Source organism: Flavobacterium sp. ALJ2, from assembly GCF_015594725.1.
GTDB lineage: Bacteria > Bacteroidota > Bacteroidia > Flavobacteriales > Flavobacteriaceae > Flavobacterium.
On the sequence record NZ_JADNRC010000003.1, the window covers coordinates 170,092 to 188,268 of the forward strand.

Here is an 18,177-nt window from a genome sequence, read left to right on the forward strand (position 1 = left end):
TTAGTTTAACCATATAAGTTATACAAGAAAATATAAGTTTTAAAAACTTAAATGGACTTACATGACTTATATGGTTTTATTTTTAAATACAGCTTAGCTTTTAACCTTTTTCTATTTCAATAAAAATAGGCACCTACGAGGTTAAAAAATCCTGTTAGAATATAAAAATCAATAATTAAGCATTAATCCAAATCCCCAACCCATATCGCTATCATAATGTGTGGAAATGCCTGAATTCTTAGTCAGAATATATTTTAAGCCTCCCATATATTCTTTATCTGTATTTACCATAAAAGCCATTCGTATTCTTGGTGAAATCGGAATGTCTTCTCGGGATAATTGGATTCTTACTTTTCCATCTGTAAAAACTTCGGCTTGGGCGATAACTAACCAAGGTAATGTATAATCGGCACCAATACTTAATACAGAACGATTGTCTTTAGTACTCTTTTGTCCGAACATGTTTTTCTCGACCTCATTGTGTCCGAATTTTCTATAACGCCAGTCAAATCCTATAAATGGCATAAACCACTGATTTTTTCCAATATATCGACCTATATGAGTTTCAGTTTCATAACCATGCATATCATTATATCCCAATCTCCACTCGGTACCAAAACTCCAACGTGCATTTTGCATCATTGCTCTACCATCATTCCCATTAGTCGCAAAATCATTCTCTGCCATCAAATGATTCATATTACTTTCTTTTTGTAATTGTCTATACGCCCACTCTTTGTCTGGCAATAACGGATTTGGTACTGAGTTCTCATAACTAAAAACACGATTCATTCCCGCCATCATATGATATAAAATGTGGCAATGAAAAAACCAATCTCCATCGGCATTTGCACTGAACTCAATTGTATCTGTTTCCATTGGCATAATGTCCAATACATTTTTTAATGGAGAATGTTCGCCCTGACCATTTAATACTCTAAAATCATGACCGTGTAAATGCATTGGGTGTCGCATCATCGAATTATTGTATAATACGATTCGTAATGTCTCTCCTTTTTTAATTAAAATTTTATCCGATTCAGACAATACTTTATTATCCATACTCCACAAATAGCGATTCATGTTTCCTGTTAATTCAAAACGTAATTCTCTAACCGGAGCGTCTTGTGGTAATGTCGTTACCGTTGGCGATTTAAGCATGCTGTAATTTAAAGTTACAATGGTGGCAGAATCTGCTTCTTTTTGATGTTTGGAATGATCCATTTTTTCTCCATCAGCCATTTTCATAGGCTCTTCAGGAGTATGTTTCATTTCTTTATATCCGCTTCCTGTTATCTCGGGATACATTACAGCATTCATATCCATTTTTTGCAAACTCATCCCCATTCCCATTTCATTCATGGTTCCGTCCATGTTCATCATGCCATTCATCATTTTCATTCCTTCGAAATAATCGAGTTTTGGCAAAGGACTTGTCAACTGTTTTATACCTGTTCCTAAATAAATAGAAGTAGATTTAGTTCGATCTTCTGGCGTTGCCAAAAACTCAAATGCAGTATCATCTACAGGAATTGTTACCACAACATCATATGTTTCTGATACGCCAATAATCAGTCGGTCTACCTCAACAGGAACTACGTCATTTCCATCATTGGCTACGACTGTAATTTTTCCTCCAGCATATGTAAGCCAAAAATAAGACGAAGCACCTCCGTTAGAAATTCTCAACCTAACTTTATCGCCTGCTTTAAATGGTCCTGTAAATTCATTTTCTTTTTTGCCGTTAATCAAAAATGCATCATAATACACATCACTTACATCCATTGCCAGCATACGTTTCCATTCGTTGTTGACTTTCGTTTTAAAATGACCTGCCTTTATGGCTTCGCTATAACTTTGGGTTGTTCCTTTTTTAATAGCAAACCAATCCGAGGCATTATGCAACATTCTATGCACATTATCTGGGTTATAATCTGTCCATTCACTTAACATAACTGGAATTGTAGGCAAATCATCAATTCCTTTTCTAAACTCTGGATCGCCTATTTTTTTATTCATTATCAATGAGCCATACATCCCGATTTGCTCTTGCATTCCGCTATGGCTATGGTACCAATGTGTCCCGTTTTGGATAACTGGAAATTTATACACATAAGTTGCTCCAGGTGCTATTGGCATTTGAGTAAGAAATGGAACTCCATCTTCCTGATTAGGCAAAAATATACCGTGCCAATGTAAAGAGGTACCTTCTTTTAACTGATTATGCACATGAATTTCGGCAATATCTCCTTCTGTAAAAGTAAGCGTTGGCATCGGAATTTGTCCATTAACAGCAATTGCTCTTTTAGTTTTTCCTGTAAAATTGACCAACGTATCTTTTACATATAAATCATACCTGACTATTTTTTGCGCGGTCGTGCTTATCGCAAAGAGCAATACTATAAGTAGTGAATAAATTTTCATTTTTCAGCTTTTAAAGTTTCAAACTTCTCAATCGCAATGCATTCACAATAACTGATACTGAACTAAAACTCATTGCCAAAGCTGCAATCATAGGAGAAAGCAATATTCCGAAGAACGGATATAAAACTCCCGCAGCAATAGGCACACCTAATATATTGTATACAAATGCAAAGAATAAGTTTTGTTTGATATTGCTCATTACAGCATGGCTCAGGTTTTTTGCTTTTACGATGCCTTGTAAATCTCCTTTTACCAAAGTAATCTTGGCACTTTCTATCGCAACATCTGTTCCTGTTCCCATCGCAATTCCGATATCCGATTGTGCCAAAGCTGGTGCATCGTTTATTCCATCGCCCGCCATAGCAACAATTTTTCCTTCGGCTTGCAATTTCTCAATTACTTTTAATTTATCTTCTGGTAAACAACCTGCCTGAAAAGAGGTTAAATGCAATTCATCAGCAACAGCTTTGGCCGTATTTATATTGTCTCCCGTAAGCATAATTACCTCAACTCCTTGGTGCATTAATTCTTTTATAGCAGCTGCACTCGTCGCTTTTATAGCATCGGTTATCGTTACAAATCCCACTACATTGGCATCTAAAGCGATATATGAAACTGTTTTTCCTAATTTTTGTTCGGTGATAATTTTTTCTTCGATAGCTCCAGAAACAATTGCTCCTACTTGCTCCATTAATTTTTTATTCCCTAATGCAAGCTTTTTATCAATAATAGTTCCAACAACTCCTTTTCCTGCAATGCTCTCAAAATCATCGACTTTTGTCAAAGAAACATTTTTAGCTTTTGCAAATTTCACTACGGCTTCTGCCAAAGGATGCTCGCTATATTGATTTAAAGAAGCTATATAGTGCAATAGCTCCTCTTCTGAGTATTGTAGTGCAACAATTTTCTCGACCGAAGGTTTCCCTTCTGTAATTGTTCCGGTTTTATCAGTAATCAGAACATTTATTTTATTCATGTTCTCTAAAGCTTCTGCATTTTTTATCAGAATCCCAGATTGTGCGCCTTTTCCAACTCCTACCATTACCGACATTGGTGTTGCTAAACCCAATGCACAAGGACAAGCAATTATTAATACCGCAATTGCATTAATAAATCCGTAAACCATAGCTGGTTCTGGACCAAATTTTGCCCAGATAAAAAAGGTAAGTATCGAAATAATAACTACAATTGGTACAAAATATTTAGCAATACTATCCGCTAATTTCTGAATTGGAGCTCTGGAGCGACTTGCATTATTAACCATTTGTATAATTTGAGAAAGTAACGTTTCTGAGCCTACTTTCTCGGCAACCATAACAAATGATTTATTTCCGTTTATAGTTCCTGAGGATACTGTATCGCCTACTTTTTTATCTACTGGAATTGGTTCTCCAGTAATCATTGATTCATCTATTGTGCTTTCGCCATCCGTGATTTTTCCATCTACAGGAATTTTATCTCCGGGTTTTACTCGTAGTAAATCTCCTTTTTTAATATCATGAATAGCAATTACTTTATCGACTCCATCTAGTACCAAGGTTGCTTCTGTTGGAGCTAATTTCAATAATTCTTTTATCGCTCCACTAGTCTGGCTGTGCGCTCTTGCTTCTAGCAACTGCCCTAATAAAACCAGCGTAATAATTACTGTTGCTGCTTCAAAATAAAGGTGAATTGTTCCGTGATCCGATTTAAATTCTTCTGGAAATATATCCGGAAAAAACATTCCTACTATACTGAATAAAAATGCCATCCCAGTACCAATCGCAATAAGAGTAAACATATTTAAATTCCACGTTACGATTGATTTCCATCCGCGAACAAAAAACATCCAACCTGCATGAAAAATTACTGGAAGTGAGAAAAGCAATTGCACCCAATTCCATTTTCCAACATCCATTATCTTTAGTAACGGATTGTCGTGCATCATTTCTATCATCGCAATAAAAAAAATAGGTACTGTAAAGAGTATTGCTATTCTCATTTTTCGCAATAACTCTTTATATACTTTATTTTCTTCTGTATCTGTTGGTTCTACTGGTACTAGATCCATTCCACAAATTGGACATGAACCTGGCGAATTAGTTATTACTTCTGGATGCATCGGGCATGTATATTGCTGAACTTGAACAGCTGCTGGTTCCTGCACTAGATCCATCCCACATACTGGACAGTCTCCCGCCTTATCATACATTTTCTCCCCCTCACAATGCATTGGACAATAATATTTACCTCCAGCATGATTATGTGGCACGACTATTTTCTTTTTATCATGACCTGTAGTACTGCAACATGATTTAACTGACGATTTTTCATGCCCATGATTCATCGTCATTTCAATGTTGTACTTTCCTACAGCAGCTAAAACTTCTTGCAATTGCTCCGTCGGAATGTGTTTTTCCATTGCAATAGTCGCCAATGGAGGGTCTAAAATAACATTGGCTTCAATTCCCTCAATAGTATTTAATGTCTTTTCTACTTTAGTCCGACACCCATCACAAGTCATTCCAGTAACGGTATAAGTATGAGTCATTGTTGCTTTCTTAGGCTCCTTTACATCAGTACTGCAACATGATTTAGCTACAGGTTTTTCATGCCCATGATTCATCGTCATTTCAATGTTGTACTTTCCTACAGCTCTTAATGCTTCTTGCAATTGCTCCGTCGGAATATGTTTTTCCATTGTAATCGTTGCTAATGGGGGATTTAAAGTAACATTGGCCTCGATTCCTTCGATTGCATTTAATGCTTTTTCTACTTTAGTACGACATCCATCGCAAGTCATTCCTGTTATTGTATAAGTATGAATCATTGCTTTATTTTTTATGAAATTTAACTTAGTAAAGTTCTAAAATAATGCTTCTATAAGCTTGTACAATTTTGGTAATGATTTATAAGATTTACAAATCCTCTATTTGCTTGCGCTTTTTATCCTTTAACTGTTTATAATAACTTGGAGAAAATCCTGTTACTTTTTTAAATTGATTGCTCAAATGTCCCACACTGCTATATTGAAGCTGATAGGCAATTTCGCTTAAGCTTAGCTCATCATATATAAGTAGCTCTTTTACCTTCTCTATTTTCTGAGAGATGAAGTATTTTTCAATAGTTGTTCCTTCTACTTCCGAAAAAAGATTGCTTAACGAATTATAATCATGCTGTAGCTCATTGGACAAATAATGAGATAAATTGGTGGTGAGGTCGTTATTTTTATAATGAACCAAATCGATAATTAAAGTTTTCGTTTTCTCAATAATCTTACTTTTTTTATCATCAATAAGCTCAAAGCCTAAAGAATGCAAGACATCTACCAAATTTTCTTTTAATGGATCAATTGTTGCTTCTTGAATTTCTACCTCTCCTAACTCGACTGCAATAGGATGAAGTCCGAGTTTTTCCAACTCTGACTTCACGACCATTTTACAGCGGCTACAAACCATGTTTTTAATGTATAACTTCATTATTTTATAATTTCTACAGTGCTTCCACAGCTCAGCATTTTCGAACCATAATATGGGTTTTTTATTGCACTTTCTTTACTCAACCAGTTGGCTCCTTTTCCATTATTTGCCATAGGGCAGAATTGATAATATGTTGGTGTTTCATCTTTTGAAACTTTTAATAGTGCATATATACTTTTAGATAATGTCCCAAAATGGTCTCTTTGGCGTGTTGCATCTTTAGTATCAACAATATGTTCTGCATCTTCTTTTAAACTTTTTAAAACTTTCATCCAAACCATATGAACATCCGTTGGTAAACTTTCCATTTTCACTCCATTAATAGCAGTTACTAATGTTTTGGCTTTTGCCGAAGCAGTAGCTCCATCTGTTTTAACCAATGCATCTTTGATTCCGAAATATGCCTCAAAAACTGGGTTTAAAGCTTTCTCTTTTAAATCAACATCTGAAGAAGTCATATTGTGATTTGAATGCATATCATGATTCATTTTCTCAGCAGGAACCATTGCCGTTTTTTTGTTGTTTCGCTCATATTGGCAACATTCAGGCAGTTTTGCATAAACATCATTTGGCGCTAAAAACTCGTTACTGTCATATCCTGCTAATGCTACTCGTTTTAAAATTTCCTCTTTATTTGTTTTGGTTGCATCATAAGTAAGCGTTGCCATTTTAGTATTTTCATTCCAATCTACTTCAGCAATATTTTTTAAATTCCCTGCTTTTTCAATTACTTTTTTACACATTTCACAGTTGCCAAATACTTTTACTGTTTCGGTTTTTGCATTTTTTATTTTTGCATCACAGGCAGTGAATGATAGCAATGCAACGACTGCTACCAATAACGTTTTTATCGATTTCATTTTTTTATGTTTTATGCATCAAGAATTTACAAATCCTTGAATATTATTACTATTATTTTTTTTGAATACCTAAAGTTACCCTTTTTCTATTAGACACACTTATGGCTGTCACAGAAAATTTTTAGCTTATTTTTGGCGGAGACCAAATCATATAAAAGCCTGAAGATAAAGCGGCTTTATGAGAATGAAAGAATTGTTTTTTATTTGAGAAATTAAAACTTTTTAAAGCGATTTCTATAGGGTTTTCGGAAGTAAGTATCGAAATAACCGAAACACAACGGCAATTATAATGATTGCATTTATCACCACAACCCTCTTTCTCTTTTTTATTAGAATTCGAATCACAACAACTATCAGTTGTTTTTGTTTGCGTATTCTCGTTCGTATGTTCCTTTTTTTCAGATTTCATACTACATGCTTCTGCTTGCGTTGGCACTAAAAATAAGCCAAGCAAGAAAACAAAAAATAATATGTGCGTTTTTGAAATCATCAAAATTTTTGAAATTCAAAGATACAACATATTTTTTTCAATGATAAAATTATGTGGCTGCTTTGAAAATGGAACGCGGATGACGCAGATTTACTGAAGTAAAGACGCGGATTAAAACAGATTTTTAAAGCAATCCGTAAAGAAAAAAATCCGCTTTAATCCTTGTTTTCGCGATAGCGAATCCGCGTCATCCGCGTTCCATTTTTTAAACAATCAGAAGGAAAACCACAATTTAATTAGTGGCTAAAAATTATTACACTTCAATCGTAATAACATCTTTAAGTTTGGTAGAAAACTTTGGAGATAATCTATCCTGTTTCATTTTCCATTGCCTTCCTAATGACTGTACTCCAAATTTAACTTTGTTATCACCAAAACTTAAATTCATTTTATCGATAACACTCATCAATGGTTGATGCTTAGGATTGGAGGTATTAAACAAATTAAGTTGTGTTTCGTCATTTGGTGTTAAGCCCATAACGACAACTCCTGCTCTTTTGTATGAATATCCACTTTTATAAATCTCCTTTAATCCTCTTTGTGCCGCTTGATTTAACTCAATTGTTGAGTTCGTTGGAAAATCTGTATTTATAGTAATGCTACGAGAATATTGCGCTTGGTCGTTTGCTAAATAATTCGTCTGAATAAAAACAGTTACCATATTGCAATGACAATTCTGGCGTCTTAATTTCTCGGCACACGAAGCTGTAAAAGTGCTTACCCTTTCTGAAATTTCATCGTAAGTTGCATATTTAGTTTCGAATGAACGGGTAGTTGCAATCATTTTTTTACTTCGAGGTCCTTCTAAATCAAGTGTTGGTTTCCCTTCTAAATCATGTTTTAATCGAAGTCCAACCACTGCCATTTCTTTACGTACCCAGGCATCTGATAATTGTGTAAATTGATAAGCTGTCAAGATATTTTTTTGTTTCAGCCGTTTTGCGTGCTTTCTGCCTATTCCCCAAACATCCTCAATTTTTGTCCACTTTAATGCTTTAATTCTTTTTTCATCAGTATCAATCGTATAGACATTCTGAGTTCTTTCGGCAAATTTTCTAGCAATTTTATTGGCCACTTTTGCCAAAGCTTTTGTTGGAGCAAAACCTACACTTACAGGAATCCCTGTGCCTTTTGTAATCTTTTTTCGCATATCGAGTCCCACTTCATTCAAATCGAATAATTCAAAACCTGTAAACTTCAAGAAGGCTTCATCGATGCTATACAATTCGATATCTGGAGTATAGGTTCTAAGGATATTCATTACTCGATTACTCATATCTCCGTACAAAGCATAATTAGAAGAATACACATAAATATTTTTTTCTTTAAATAGTGCTTCAAATTTAAATGCTGGTGCTCCCATTGGAACTCCTGCCAATTTAGCTTCATCTGAGCGCGCAATAACACAACCGTCATTATTAGAAAGGATAACTACTGGTTTTCCTATCAAATGTGGTTCGAATACCCTTTGGCAAGAGGCATAAAAATTATTACAATCGACTAAAGCAAACATTTTATATTATATAAGATTAAAAACACACCTCTAAATCGCATACGGATTAAACAGATTTACTTCGTAAAAAAGCTGATGCAACGATTTTTTACTAATTATATCTTTGCCAAAAATAGCCACCCAAGAAAGAACCTATTAGATCTTTTTTCTATTCTAATACAACTAAGAGTTAAAAAGATTTTATAGAATGAACTACAATCCCCCAAATCAAAAGTTCGTTTTCGGCTGTCACTTTTATAGGTTCGTAATCTTCATTTTCGGCAATAAGCCAAACTGTATCTTTTTCTATTTTAATACGTTTCACTGTAAATTTACCGTCGACTTGACAAACTGCTATTTTGTTATTTTGGGGTTCTAAACTTTTATCTATAATTAACAAATCGCCATCATTTATCCCAGCATCTTTCATAGAATGCCCTTTTACTTTGGCAAAAAAAGTAGTGTCTTTATTTTTAATAAATTCTTTATTGAGATCTATCGTTAATTCGATAAAATCATCTGCAGGAGAAGGAAATCCAGCGCTAATCCCTACATCAAAAAAAGGGATTTCTAATTTTGATGAATAATCCGGAATATAAAATTCTAAGGCTATATCGTCGCTATTTAAACTTCGTAATTTCATAGTTCCACAAAATTACGGAAGTTATATTTTTGCCACTACTTTTTAACATTAAATAGTTATCAACTACCACATTCTTCAATTATTTGGTGCTGTTTTCTTGCTTAATCTTCTTCGGAATTTATGGTACGTATTATGGTATTTATTATGACTTGGGTATTTACGATAGGAAATAAGGTTATTAAATATCAAAGCCACTATGAGCAATACGCTAACTCCTGTTAATACTGGTGACACTACATACCAATATCCTAAATCCTTTATCTGGCTAGAACCTGTAACTGCGATAAGCGCAGTTGCTCCTCCTGGTGGATGTAATGTTTTAGTTACTTGCATACAAACAATAGAAAGTGATACCGCCAAAGGTGCAGTAATCCAGATAATATCTGGCGCTAGTTGTTGCACTGTAACACCTATAATTGCCGAAATAACATGACCGCCAACAAGGTTACGAGGTTGCGAAAATGGACTTCTAACTTCTCCATAAACCAAAACACTCGAAGCTCCAAATGACCCGATTAAATACACTAAATCTGAACCTAAAAAATGTTGTGTTTGCACAAAAGCAATTAATCCGATTCCAACAAAAGAACCTACAAAAGACCAGAATATTTCTTTAGAATTGATTAAAGTTTCTTTGTAAAGAATGTATCTCGTTTTACGATAGCTTCTCTTTATCTTGTTTTCTCCCATAAATTATTTATTTTGATATGCTTGGTAAAAATGTATAGACTGTATGCGGATAAATCATTTTTGCAGTATATTTAGAAATCAAGCAAACAACTAATATTGGGAAAAATAAAGTATAATCATTCGTTAATCCACAAACTAAAAAGATTGCTGTAAATGGTGCATGAATACTAGCGCTTAAAACTGCTGCCATACCAATTACCATAAAGTTTAACGGAATTACCTGTGCATTAAAAAAGGTATTTAAAACTGATGCCAAAAGTAATCCTAAAAATGCTCCTATAAAAAGACTTGGTGCAAAAACTCCTCCATCGCCACCAGAAGCTAATGTTATAGAGGTTACAATAGGTTTTAAAAGTAAAATACCAATAAATGTAAAAGTTAATGTAAGCGTTAACGGAATTGCCGAATTACTAAAAATTCCTTTTATAGCGTGATATCCTTCTCCATAAAGTTGTGGAAATACAAATAAGGAAACACTCAATACGATTGAACCTAAAATGATTTTATAATAATGTGTTTCTATCTTAGAGAACTGCCCTTTAAAAAACAATACACAACGTGTTAAATAAACCGAGTTGATTCCTGCCAAAACACCTAAAAGTATAAAATACGGAATCGCTTTTAAGTGCCAGGTTGTAATTGTTACTGCGAATAATGGCCCTTCGTTTAAAATCGTGATTAACCCAAAAGCAATAGAAACTGCAATTAAATTGGAGATTATAAATGCGCGGGTTACTTTTCTTGAAATTACTTCGATTGCAAATAAAATCCCTGCAATCGGACTACTGAATAATGCTGTAACTCCTGCCGCAACTCCTGCACAAATTAATTCGGTTTTATACTGGCGAAAAACATTTTCTTTTTGTTGTGCTACTGAGCCGATTGTTGCTGTTGCTACAACTGTCGAAACTTCAATCCCTGTTGACCCTCCAAAAATAACAGTCAACAAACCATTAATAAAGTGTGATGGAATTTTATAATTAGGCAAGTTTTTAGATTTTGATTGTGTACTTTCAAAAACTTCTTTGATTCCTTTATTCTCTTTTTTATTGAATAAATATTGACGTAAAAAATAAATTATTGATAACCCGAAAACCGGAAAAACAACATGAAAAATTGGATTTACCGTAGCTTGATGAAAAAATATCTCTTCATAATATTCTGTTATTTTCTTGAGAGAAATTCCTAAAAATGCGGAGAGAAAACCAATTAAAACAGAAACAATAACTAATTTTCGAAATTTAATAAATTGATGATTCTTTTTGATTTTGGCCGTTTTGTTCATCAGAAGTTTAAACTCACTTTTTATAAGTGGTCTGCAAATTTAAAGAAACAGAACCATAATCATTTTAAAACACACGAATATTACATTTTTTTAACAGTAACGTAAGAAAACTACCTTTCGTAAAACTCTATTGGTAAATCATCTGGGTCTGCAATAAAAGTAAATCGTTTGCTTGTAAATTCATCCACTCGTATTGTCTCACAATCGATATTTTTTGATATCAAAAATGCCACAACCTCATCTAGATTTGAAACTTCAAATGCCAAATGCCGCAAACCTGCTGCTTCTGGTCTGGAAGTTCGTGCTGGCGGATTTGGAAACGAAAATAATTCAATAATATAATTTCCGTTTAAAGCTAAATCAAGCTTATACGACTGACGCTCTTCACGATAAACTTCTCTAATTATAGTTAAACCCAGAATCTCTGTGTAAAATAATTTGGACTTGTCATAGTCACTACAAATGATGGCAATATGATGAACCTTATTTAATGAAAGCATTAATTTTTATTTTCTGGTTCTTGATTTAATTTTCGGATTACTTTAGCTGGATTTCCAACTGCTAGTGAATTGTCTGGAATATCTTTTGTAACAACCGACCCCGCTCCTATTACGCAGCCTTTACCAATTTTTACTCCTGGACATATTACTGAGTTTCCTCCAATCCAACAATCATCTCCTATAGAAACAGGTAATGTACTTTGATGCGTTTTTCTCAATTCTGCGTCAAGCGGATGTGTAGCTGTATAAATTTGAACATTTGGTGCAAAGAGTACATTCGACCCAATAGTAACTGGACCACAATCTAGAACAACACAGTTTACATTAAAATATACATTATCGCCACAGTAAATATTATATCCGTAATCACAATGAAATGGTGGCTCTATATAAAACCCCTTACCTACATTTGGAATTAATTCTTCTAAAATCAGCTTAGCTTTTTTAGTCATACAGTATTCTGTAACATTTAAACGATGCAATAAATTTTTAGCTTTTCTACGATCTTTTACTAAAAATGGATTACCCGCTATGTAGTTATCTCCTGCAATCATTTTTTCTTTTTCAGTTTTCATAAATGGTATTATATTTTTTCTTAGCGTTTTTTTTTTATATAAAATGTTTCTTAAATCTTAAAGTAACTTTTTAAGAATAACGATTTGACCTAAATGATACACATCGTGTTGGATAATTCCATGGATATGCTCGTAATAGGTATGTCCATTATTGACATATATTTTATCTAAATCGGCATCATCAAAATTCTCTAAAAATGAATTCCATAATTCTTGTGATTTTTCTAAACTTTGAAGTGATTGCTCCCATGCTGCTTCTGATGAATCTAAAACAGGCACAAAATAATTATGATCCGGAGTTATTATTACTTCTCCCTGAACACGTTTTAAAATGTTTCTTCTCCATTGTATAAGATGATTGATAATTTCCCAAATCGTATTTACATTAGGATTTATTTTTCTGTAAGCTTGCTCTGCATTTACATCTTTTAAAGTATTTACTAAAGTAACTTCTAGCCAAGGATTTCCATTATAAATTGACTGATATAGATTCGAAATTCTTTTATTTTCTGACATAATAAATCATTTTTGAAACACAAAAGCTAAGATACAAATAAGTTTTTTACAACTCATCCTCGAAATTCTACAATTGGGTCACTTACTATTTAAATGTTAAAATTAACAAAATATATTTGTCTCATCAAAATCAAAAAACATGAAAACCAAGTTTCTAGAATTAGAAAAAAACAGAATAGGATTAAAGACCAAATCAGTTTTTACAATCTTATTTTTATTAATAAGTTTCGCTATTTTTTCTCAAAACACACTTTCTGGAAAAGTAGTTGACACAAAAGGAAAACCAATTACTGGGGCAAACATATATATTGATGGCACTTACGATGGAGCTACAAGTGCCGAAAACGGAGAATTCTCGTTTACAACTGAAACTTCTGGGAATCAAATATTAATAGTAAGTTTTTTAATTTATGAAACTTCAACCATACCGATAGATCCTGCCAATTTTAAAAATCAAACTATAAAGCTAAAAGAAAGCGTAAATTCATTAGATGCAGTTATTATTACTGCCGGAACTATGGAATCTGGCGATAAAGCTAGGGTTTCTGTTTTAAAACCTTTGGATATTGTTACCACTGCTGGATCCGCTGGAAATATTATTGCTGCTTTACAAACCTTACCAGGAACTCAAAATGTAGGCGAAGACGGACGTTTATTTGTTCGTGGTGGAGAAGCTAGTGAAACGCAAACATTTGTTGATGGCATTAGAGTTTCTCAGCCTTATGGAGCATCAGTACAAAATTTACCAACCCGTGGTCGTTTTTCTCCTTTCTTATTTAGCGGGATTGCTTTTTCAACAGGAGGTTATTCGGCAGAATATGGTGAGGCTTTATCTAGTGTATTATTATTGAATACTCAGGATGAACCTGATCAAAACAAAACGGACATCGCCATGATGACTGTAGGATTAGGAATTGGAAATACTCAGAAATGGAAAAAAAGTTCTTTGAGTGTAAACGTAAGTTACATAAATCTAGCTCCTTATCAAGCTGCTGTAAAACAAGACGTCGATTGGAATCGACCGTATCAATCTTTATCTGGTGAGAGTGTATATCGCTATCATTTTAAAAATGGAATTTTTAAATTATATACTGCTTTTGATACTGCTAAGATTGACCTTAATCAGAAAAACATAAATTTTGAAAACCCAATTCGAATAAATTTAGTGAATAACAATTTTTACTTAAACACAGTTTATAATGGAACATTTGGCAGTAACTGGCAAATTACTTCGGGATTGAGTTATGGCTATAGCAACAATAAAAAAGATATTGATGTAGCAAATATAAATGATGATGAAAATGCAGCTCATCTTAAATTAAAATTAAAGAAGAGTCTTTCGAACAGAGTGAAACTATCATTTGGTGCCGATTATTTTATTACTAAATACAATGAAGATTTTCAGGATAATGTAATACCTACAATTACTAATGGCTACGACTCAAATATTGCTGCTATTTATACCGAAACTGAAATCTCGTTCTCTAGTAAACTAGCTGCAAAAGTTGGTCTTAGAGCATCTAATAACAGTTTACTTGATGAAACAGCATTAGCTCCAAGAATTTCGTTGGGATATAAAATTGCGAAAAACAGCCAGTTTTCACTTGCTTATGGTGACTTTACACAAACTCCCGTTGTAGATTACATCAAATACTCTAAATACCATCAGTTTGAAAGCGAAAAAGCAGCTCACTATATTTTAAACTTTCAGTACAATAAAACTGGGCGTACTTTTAGAGCCGAAGCATATTACAAGGATTACAGCAATCTGGTAAAATACAACACACAAACCATTCAATACAACTCTGTTTTTAGTAATGATGGTACTGGTTATGCTAAAGGATTGGATATCTTTTGGAGAGATAGCAAATTATATAAAAATCTAGAATATTGGATATCCTACTCTTACATTGACACTAAAAGAGATTATAAAAATTTTCCAACAAGTGTAACTCCAGATTTTGTTGCTGACCAAAACTTGTCTATTGTAACCAAATATTTTATTACAGATTGGAAATCTCAAATCGGGCTAACAAATAGTTTCAGCACAGGAAGACCTTACAACAATCCAAATGAAACAAAATTCATGAACGGAAAAACAAAATCATATAATAGTTTGAGTCTTAGCTGGGCTTATTTATTAACTACTCAAAAGATTTTATACTTCTCTGTTTCTAATGTTATAGGTACTCAAAATGTATTTGGTTATAATTATGCCAAATCTCCCGATGCAACTGGAGTTTATAACAGACAAGCCGTTACGCCTACTGCTGATCGTTTTTTCTTTATTGGCTTCTTTTGGACTATTAGCCAAAATAAAAATGAGAATCAGTTGAAGAATCTATAGAAGGAAAGCTTCGAATATTTTCCTAACATTGTGCTGAGAAGTCACAAATATTTCACCAATATTGTGAGGAAAAGAAACAAAGGCTTTATTCAGATTATCAAAAAACTTTGAATCTTAAAAAACCTTTGAACCTTCCTTAAACAACTCATCCCTAAAATTCAACAACTCAGTACTATTAAATTTTAAGAGAATAAAATCTACAATACTTTTGAAGTATAAACTAACAAGTGTTTCAATCATCAAAAAATAACTAATCTTTAAAACAAAAAATCATGACAAAATTAATTACAGTTATCACATTATTTATTTGCAGTCTTTTATCTGCTCAAACCCAATTTGAACAAGGAATGGGTAAAGCATTCTCTCTTTGGAAAGAAGGAAAAAATACTGAAGCATCTGATTTATTCGAAAGAATTGCTGCTGCCGAGAAAACAAACTGGCTGCCCAATTATTATGTTGCATTAGTAAATACAACATCCGCATTTAAAACTCAAGACAAAACACAAATAGACTTATTACTTACTAAAGCACAAAATGCATTGAATGTTGAAATGATAAAAGATCAAAACAATGCCGAGCTTTATGTATTACAAGCTTTGATTTATACTGCTTGGGTTGTAGCTGACCCTATGACTAACGGGATGAAATATTCAACGAAGACTATAGAAATGTACAATAAAGCCGAAGTATTGGCTCCTGAAAACCCTAGAGTTGTTTTTGGTAAAGCCGATTTTCAATTAGGTGGTGCAAAATGGACAGGAGTTGACACCAAACCTTTATGTGCACAAGTTGACAAAGCTATTGGTCTTTTTGCTACTTTTAAACCTGAAACTCCTTTTTCTCCAAAATGGGGTTTAGAAAGAGCACTTGAAGTTCAAAAAACATGTAAATAAGATTTATTAAAATATCTAAAAAAGAAAATAATGCATTTGAAACCGCATATAATTAAAGCTTTATTCATTGGAACAGTAATTTTCTTAGTATCCTTTTTAATCAAATTTATTTCGTTTGGAACTGAGGTTTTTACTCCATATTTATTTATTGCCTTTCTATATTGTATGTTGTATAGCACAACGCTATACATCGTTAACTCATCATTATTTGCTTTTTTAGATAAAGTTTTTAAAGCCAATCCTTATTCATTAAAGCGTATAATTATAGGTTTTATCAGTTCTTTTTTTTTCTCATTATTAGCCATATTTGTACTCCGAATTTTTTTAAAAGTTATTATCGACAAACATTCAATAGTCGAATTTTTAGCTAATGAAGACTCTGAGAATTATATAGAATCTTCTGTAATTACTTTTATTGTATTAGTAGTTTTTCATGCCTTACACTTTTATAAAGTATATAATGAGAACCGTGTTAAGGAACAAAAAATTATTGCAGGAACTGCTTCCGCAAAATTTGAAACTTTAAAAAACCAGATTGACCCACATTTTCTTTTTAATAGTTTAAATGTATTAAGTTCTTTAATAGAGGAAAATCCAGATAATGCTCAACGATTTACGACTTCATTATCAAAAATTTATCGTTACGTTTTAGAGCAAAAAGATAAGGAACTTGTATCGGTAGAAGATGAATTGGCATTTGCAAAAACGTATATGAATTTATTAAAAATGCGTTTCGAAAATAGTTTATTCTACGAATTACCAACCGAAGACATTCATCCAGATGCCAAAGTAGTTCCATTATCATTACAACTTTTACTAGAAAACACAGTAAAACATAATGTGGTAAGTGAACAAAAACCATTACATATTCGAATATTTATCGAAAAGGATTATTTAGTCATTCAAAATGATTTTCAGAAAAAAGAAGTTTTACAAGATCGCCAGGGGGTAGGATTGCAAAACATAGTAAATCGTTACGGCATTATTACCAACCGAAAAGTCTTGATTGAGCAAAATAAGGAAACATTTACTGTAAAAATACCTATTTTAACAAAACAAGTTAGTGTCATGGAAACAAATGATTACAATGAAAACAATGCTTATTATAGAGCAAAAAAAAGAGTTGAAGAACTTAAAGGTTTTTATGGGAATTTAATTTCTTATTGTTGTGTAATACCGTTTTTAGTTTTTATCAACTTAAAATTCTCACCTGGTTTCCAATGGTTTTGGTTCTCAGCGCTAGGATGGGGATTTGGATTAGCAATGCATGCTTTTAAAGTCTTTGGATATAGCTCAAATTGGGAGGAAAGAAAAATTCAAGAAATTCTAAGAAAAGAAGAGAGAAAACAAAACTGGAGATAACTATGGAAACCTATCGAAATAAACTTGATAAAAGTGAATTACGGGAACTGGCACATAAAAAAGTAAAAAAAATTAAAGGATTTTATGTCCATTTATTCTTTTACGCTCTCGGTCTTATAATTTACCTATTGAAAGTATATATCGGAATACGATTTGATTTTTTCCCTTTAAAATACTTCAATAGTTTTGTAATGACAATATGGACAATAGTTTTTCTATCATTGACAGTAGATTTATTTCTTACTTATAGAATATTTGGAAGAAATTGGGAAGAACAAAAACTGAATACTATTCTAGAAAAAAAACAGTCTATAAAAAACACAAAGACAGTAGATACATATCATAATAAATACGATGACTGTTATCTTGAAGCTAAAAAGACTGTCGAAAACATCAAAGGATTTTACGGCAACCTCATCTCTTATATTGTAGTAAACATCTTTTTACTCATCATTAACTTGGTTTATTCTCCTGAGCATTTATGGTTTTACTGGCCTTTAATGTGGTGGGGCTTGGGAGTCGTTATTCATGGATTAAAAGTATTTGATGCTTTCCCCGTATTTGCAAAAAACTGGCAGGAAAAAAAGATAAAAGAATTAATGGATAAGGAAAAATCCAGAAACGAAAAATGGCAATAATCTT

At 32.9% G+C, this 18,177-nt stretch carries 16 protein-coding genes; 4 read left to right on the forward strand and 12 right to left on the reverse strand.

All coding sequences use genetic code 11. From position 1 onward, the window contains the following. Positions 1-168: 168 nt before the first annotated feature. The 12 genes from IUY40_RS04960 to IUY40_RS05015 all read right to left on the reverse strand — a co-directional run bounded on the left by IUY40_RS04960 (position 169) and on the right by IUY40_RS05015 (position 12,933). A complete protein-coding gene (locus IUY40_RS04960; RefSeq protein ID WP_195735760.1) occupies positions 169-2,424 on the reverse strand; it encodes a multicopper oxidase domain-containing protein in 2,256 nt (751 codons plus the stop codon). Between the two features lie 10 nt (positions 2,425-2,434). After that, positions 2,435-5,233 carry a heavy metal translocating P-type ATPase gene (locus IUY40_RS04965; protein ID WP_195735761.1) on the reverse strand — a complete coding sequence of 933 codons (2,799 nt, stop codon included), beginning with the start codon at positions 5,231-5,233 and terminating at the stop codon, positions 2,435-2,437. Between the two features lie 88 nt (positions 5,234-5,321). Beyond that, positions 5,322-5,882: an AraC family transcriptional regulator gene (locus tag IUY40_RS04970; protein WP_195735762.1), complete on the reverse strand. Its 561-nt coding sequence runs from the start codon at positions 5,880-5,882 to the stop codon at positions 5,322-5,324. Then, complete coding sequence (locus IUY40_RS04975; RefSeq protein ID WP_195735763.1) at positions 5,882-6,742, reverse strand: DUF3347 domain-containing protein; 861 nt, start codon at positions 6,740-6,742, stop codon at positions 5,882-5,884. The genes IUY40_RS04970 and IUY40_RS04975 overlap by 1 nt, the downstream gene beginning before the upstream one ends. 121 nt (positions 6,743-6,863) lie before the next feature. Then, positions 6,864-7,232, reverse strand: a complete 369-nt coding sequence (locus IUY40_RS04980; protein ID WP_195735764.1) for a hypothetical protein — start codon at positions 7,230-7,232, stop codon at positions 6,864-6,866. A 253-nt stretch (positions 7,233-7,485) separates the two neighbouring features. Then, positions 7,486-8,745, reverse strand: coding sequence for a Y-family DNA polymerase (locus IUY40_RS04985; RefSeq protein ID WP_195735765.1), 1,260 nt, complete (start codon positions 8,743-8,745; stop codon positions 7,486-7,488). A gap of 169 nt (positions 8,746-8,914) precedes the next feature. After that, positions 8,915-9,367 (reverse strand): translesion error-prone DNA polymerase V autoproteolytic subunit, encoded by a 453-nt coding sequence (gene umuD / locus IUY40_RS04990; protein WP_195735766.1) that lies wholly within the window; start codon positions 9,365-9,367, stop codon positions 8,915-8,917. Positions 9,368-9,442: 75 nt separating this feature from the next. Continuing rightward, positions 9,443-10,057 carry an HPP family protein gene (locus IUY40_RS04995; protein ID WP_195735767.1) on the reverse strand — a complete coding sequence of 205 codons (615 nt, stop codon included), beginning with the start codon at positions 10,055-10,057 and terminating at the stop codon, positions 9,443-9,445. Positions 10,058-10,064: 7 nt separating this feature from the next. Continuing rightward, positions 10,065-11,342: a chloride channel protein gene (locus IUY40_RS05000; RefSeq protein ID WP_195735768.1), complete on the reverse strand. Its 1,278-nt coding sequence runs from the start codon at positions 11,340-11,342 to the stop codon at positions 10,065-10,067. Positions 11,343-11,452: 110 nt separating this feature from the next. Beyond that, positions 11,453-11,842, reverse strand: a complete 390-nt coding sequence (locus IUY40_RS05005; protein ID WP_195735769.1) for a VOC family protein — start codon at positions 11,840-11,842, stop codon at positions 11,453-11,455. Beyond that, on the reverse strand, positions 11,842-12,417 hold the full coding sequence (locus IUY40_RS05010) for a sugar O-acetyltransferase (RefSeq protein ID WP_195735770.1): 576 nt from the start codon (positions 12,415-12,417) through the stop codon (positions 11,842-11,844). The genes IUY40_RS05005 and IUY40_RS05010 overlap by 1 nt, the downstream gene beginning before the upstream one ends. Positions 12,418-12,474: 57 nt before the next feature. Further along, a complete protein-coding gene (locus tag IUY40_RS05015; RefSeq protein ID WP_195735771.1) occupies positions 12,475-12,933 on the reverse strand; it encodes a DinB family protein in 459 nt (152 codons plus the stop codon). Positions 12,934-13,072: 139 nt separating this feature from the next. Here IUY40_RS05015 and IUY40_RS05020 point away from each other — a divergent pair, with 139 nt between their 5' ends. From IUY40_RS05020 to IUY40_RS19660, 4 genes are all read left to right on the forward strand, one after another. Further along, the gene (locus IUY40_RS05020; RefSeq protein WP_195735772.1) at positions 13,073-15,280 is read left to right on the forward strand and encodes a TonB-dependent receptor; all 2,208 of its coding nucleotides are present in this window, start codon (positions 13,073-13,075) and stop codon (positions 15,278-15,280) included. Between the two features lie 272 nt (positions 15,281-15,552). Beyond that, a complete protein-coding gene (locus IUY40_RS05025) occupies positions 15,553-16,173 on the forward strand; it encodes a hypothetical protein (RefSeq protein ID WP_195735773.1) in 621 nt (206 codons plus the stop codon). A 30-nt stretch (positions 16,174-16,203) separates the two neighbouring features. Next, complete coding sequence (locus IUY40_RS05030) at positions 16,204-17,535, forward strand: 2TM domain-containing protein (protein WP_195735774.1); 1,332 nt, start codon at positions 16,204-16,206, stop codon at positions 17,533-17,535. Between the two features lie 2 nt (positions 17,536-17,537). Continuing rightward, positions 17,538-18,173 (forward strand): 2TM domain-containing protein, encoded by a 636-nt coding sequence (locus tag IUY40_RS19660; protein WP_317190900.1) that lies wholly within the window; start codon positions 17,538-17,540, stop codon positions 18,171-18,173. Positions 18,174-18,177: the final 4 nt, after the last annotated feature.

Excerpts from the sequence above, each read along its gene's own strand:
- IUY40_RS04960 (WP_195735760.1), bottom strand. The coding sequence starts at position 2,424 with ATGAAAATTTATTCACTACTTATAGTATTGCTCTTTGCGATAAGCACG.
- IUY40_RS04965 (WP_195735761.1), bottom strand. The coding sequence starts at position 5,233 with ATGATTCATACTTATACAATAACAGGAATGACTTGCGATGGATGTCGT.
- IUY40_RS04970 (WP_195735762.1), bottom strand. The coding sequence starts at position 5,882 with ATGAAGTTATACATTAAAAACATGGTTTGTAGCCGCTGTAAAATGGTC.
- IUY40_RS04975 (WP_195735763.1), bottom strand. The coding sequence starts at position 6,742 with ATGAAATCGATAAAAACGTTATTGGTAGCAGTCGTTGCATTGCTATCA.
- IUY40_RS04980 (WP_195735764.1), bottom strand. The coding sequence starts at position 7,232 with ATGATTTCAAAAACGCACATATTATTTTTTGTTTTCTTGCTTGGCTTA.
- IUY40_RS04985 (WP_195735765.1), bottom strand. The coding sequence starts at position 8,745 with ATGTTTGCTTTAGTCGATTGTAATAATTTTTATGCCTCTTGCCAAAGG.
- umuD (WP_195735766.1), bottom strand. The coding sequence starts at position 9,367 with ATGAAATTACGAAGTTTAAATAGCGACGATATAGCCTTAGAATTTTAT.
- IUY40_RS04995 (WP_195735767.1), bottom strand. The coding sequence starts at position 10,057 with ATGGGAGAAAACAAGATAAAGAGAAGCTATCGTAAAACGAGATACATT.
- IUY40_RS05000 (WP_195735768.1), bottom strand. The coding sequence starts at position 11,342 with ATGAACAAAACGGCCAAAATCAAAAAGAATCATCAATTTATTAAATTT.
- IUY40_RS05005 (WP_195735769.1), bottom strand. The coding sequence starts at position 11,842 with ATGCTTTCATTAAATAAGGTTCATCATATTGCCATCATTTGTAGTGAC.
- IUY40_RS05010 (WP_195735770.1), bottom strand. The coding sequence starts at position 12,417 with ATGAAAACTGAAAAAGAAAAAATGATTGCAGGAGATAACTACATAGCG.
- IUY40_RS05015 (WP_195735771.1), bottom strand. The coding sequence starts at position 12,933 with ATGTCAGAAAATAAAAGAATTTCGAATCTATATCAGTCAATTTATAAT.
- IUY40_RS05020 (WP_195735772.1), top strand. The coding sequence starts at position 13,073 with ATGAAAACCAAGTTTCTAGAATTAGAAAAAAACAGAATAGGATTAAAG.
- IUY40_RS05025 (WP_195735773.1), top strand. The coding sequence starts at position 15,553 with ATGACAAAATTAATTACAGTTATCACATTATTTATTTGCAGTCTTTTA.
- IUY40_RS05030 (WP_195735774.1), top strand. The coding sequence starts at position 16,204 with ATGCATTTGAAACCGCATATAATTAAAGCTTTATTCATTGGAACAGTA.
- IUY40_RS19660 (WP_317190900.1), top strand. The coding sequence starts at position 17,538 with ATGGAAACCTATCGAAATAAACTTGATAAAAGTGAATTACGGGAACTG.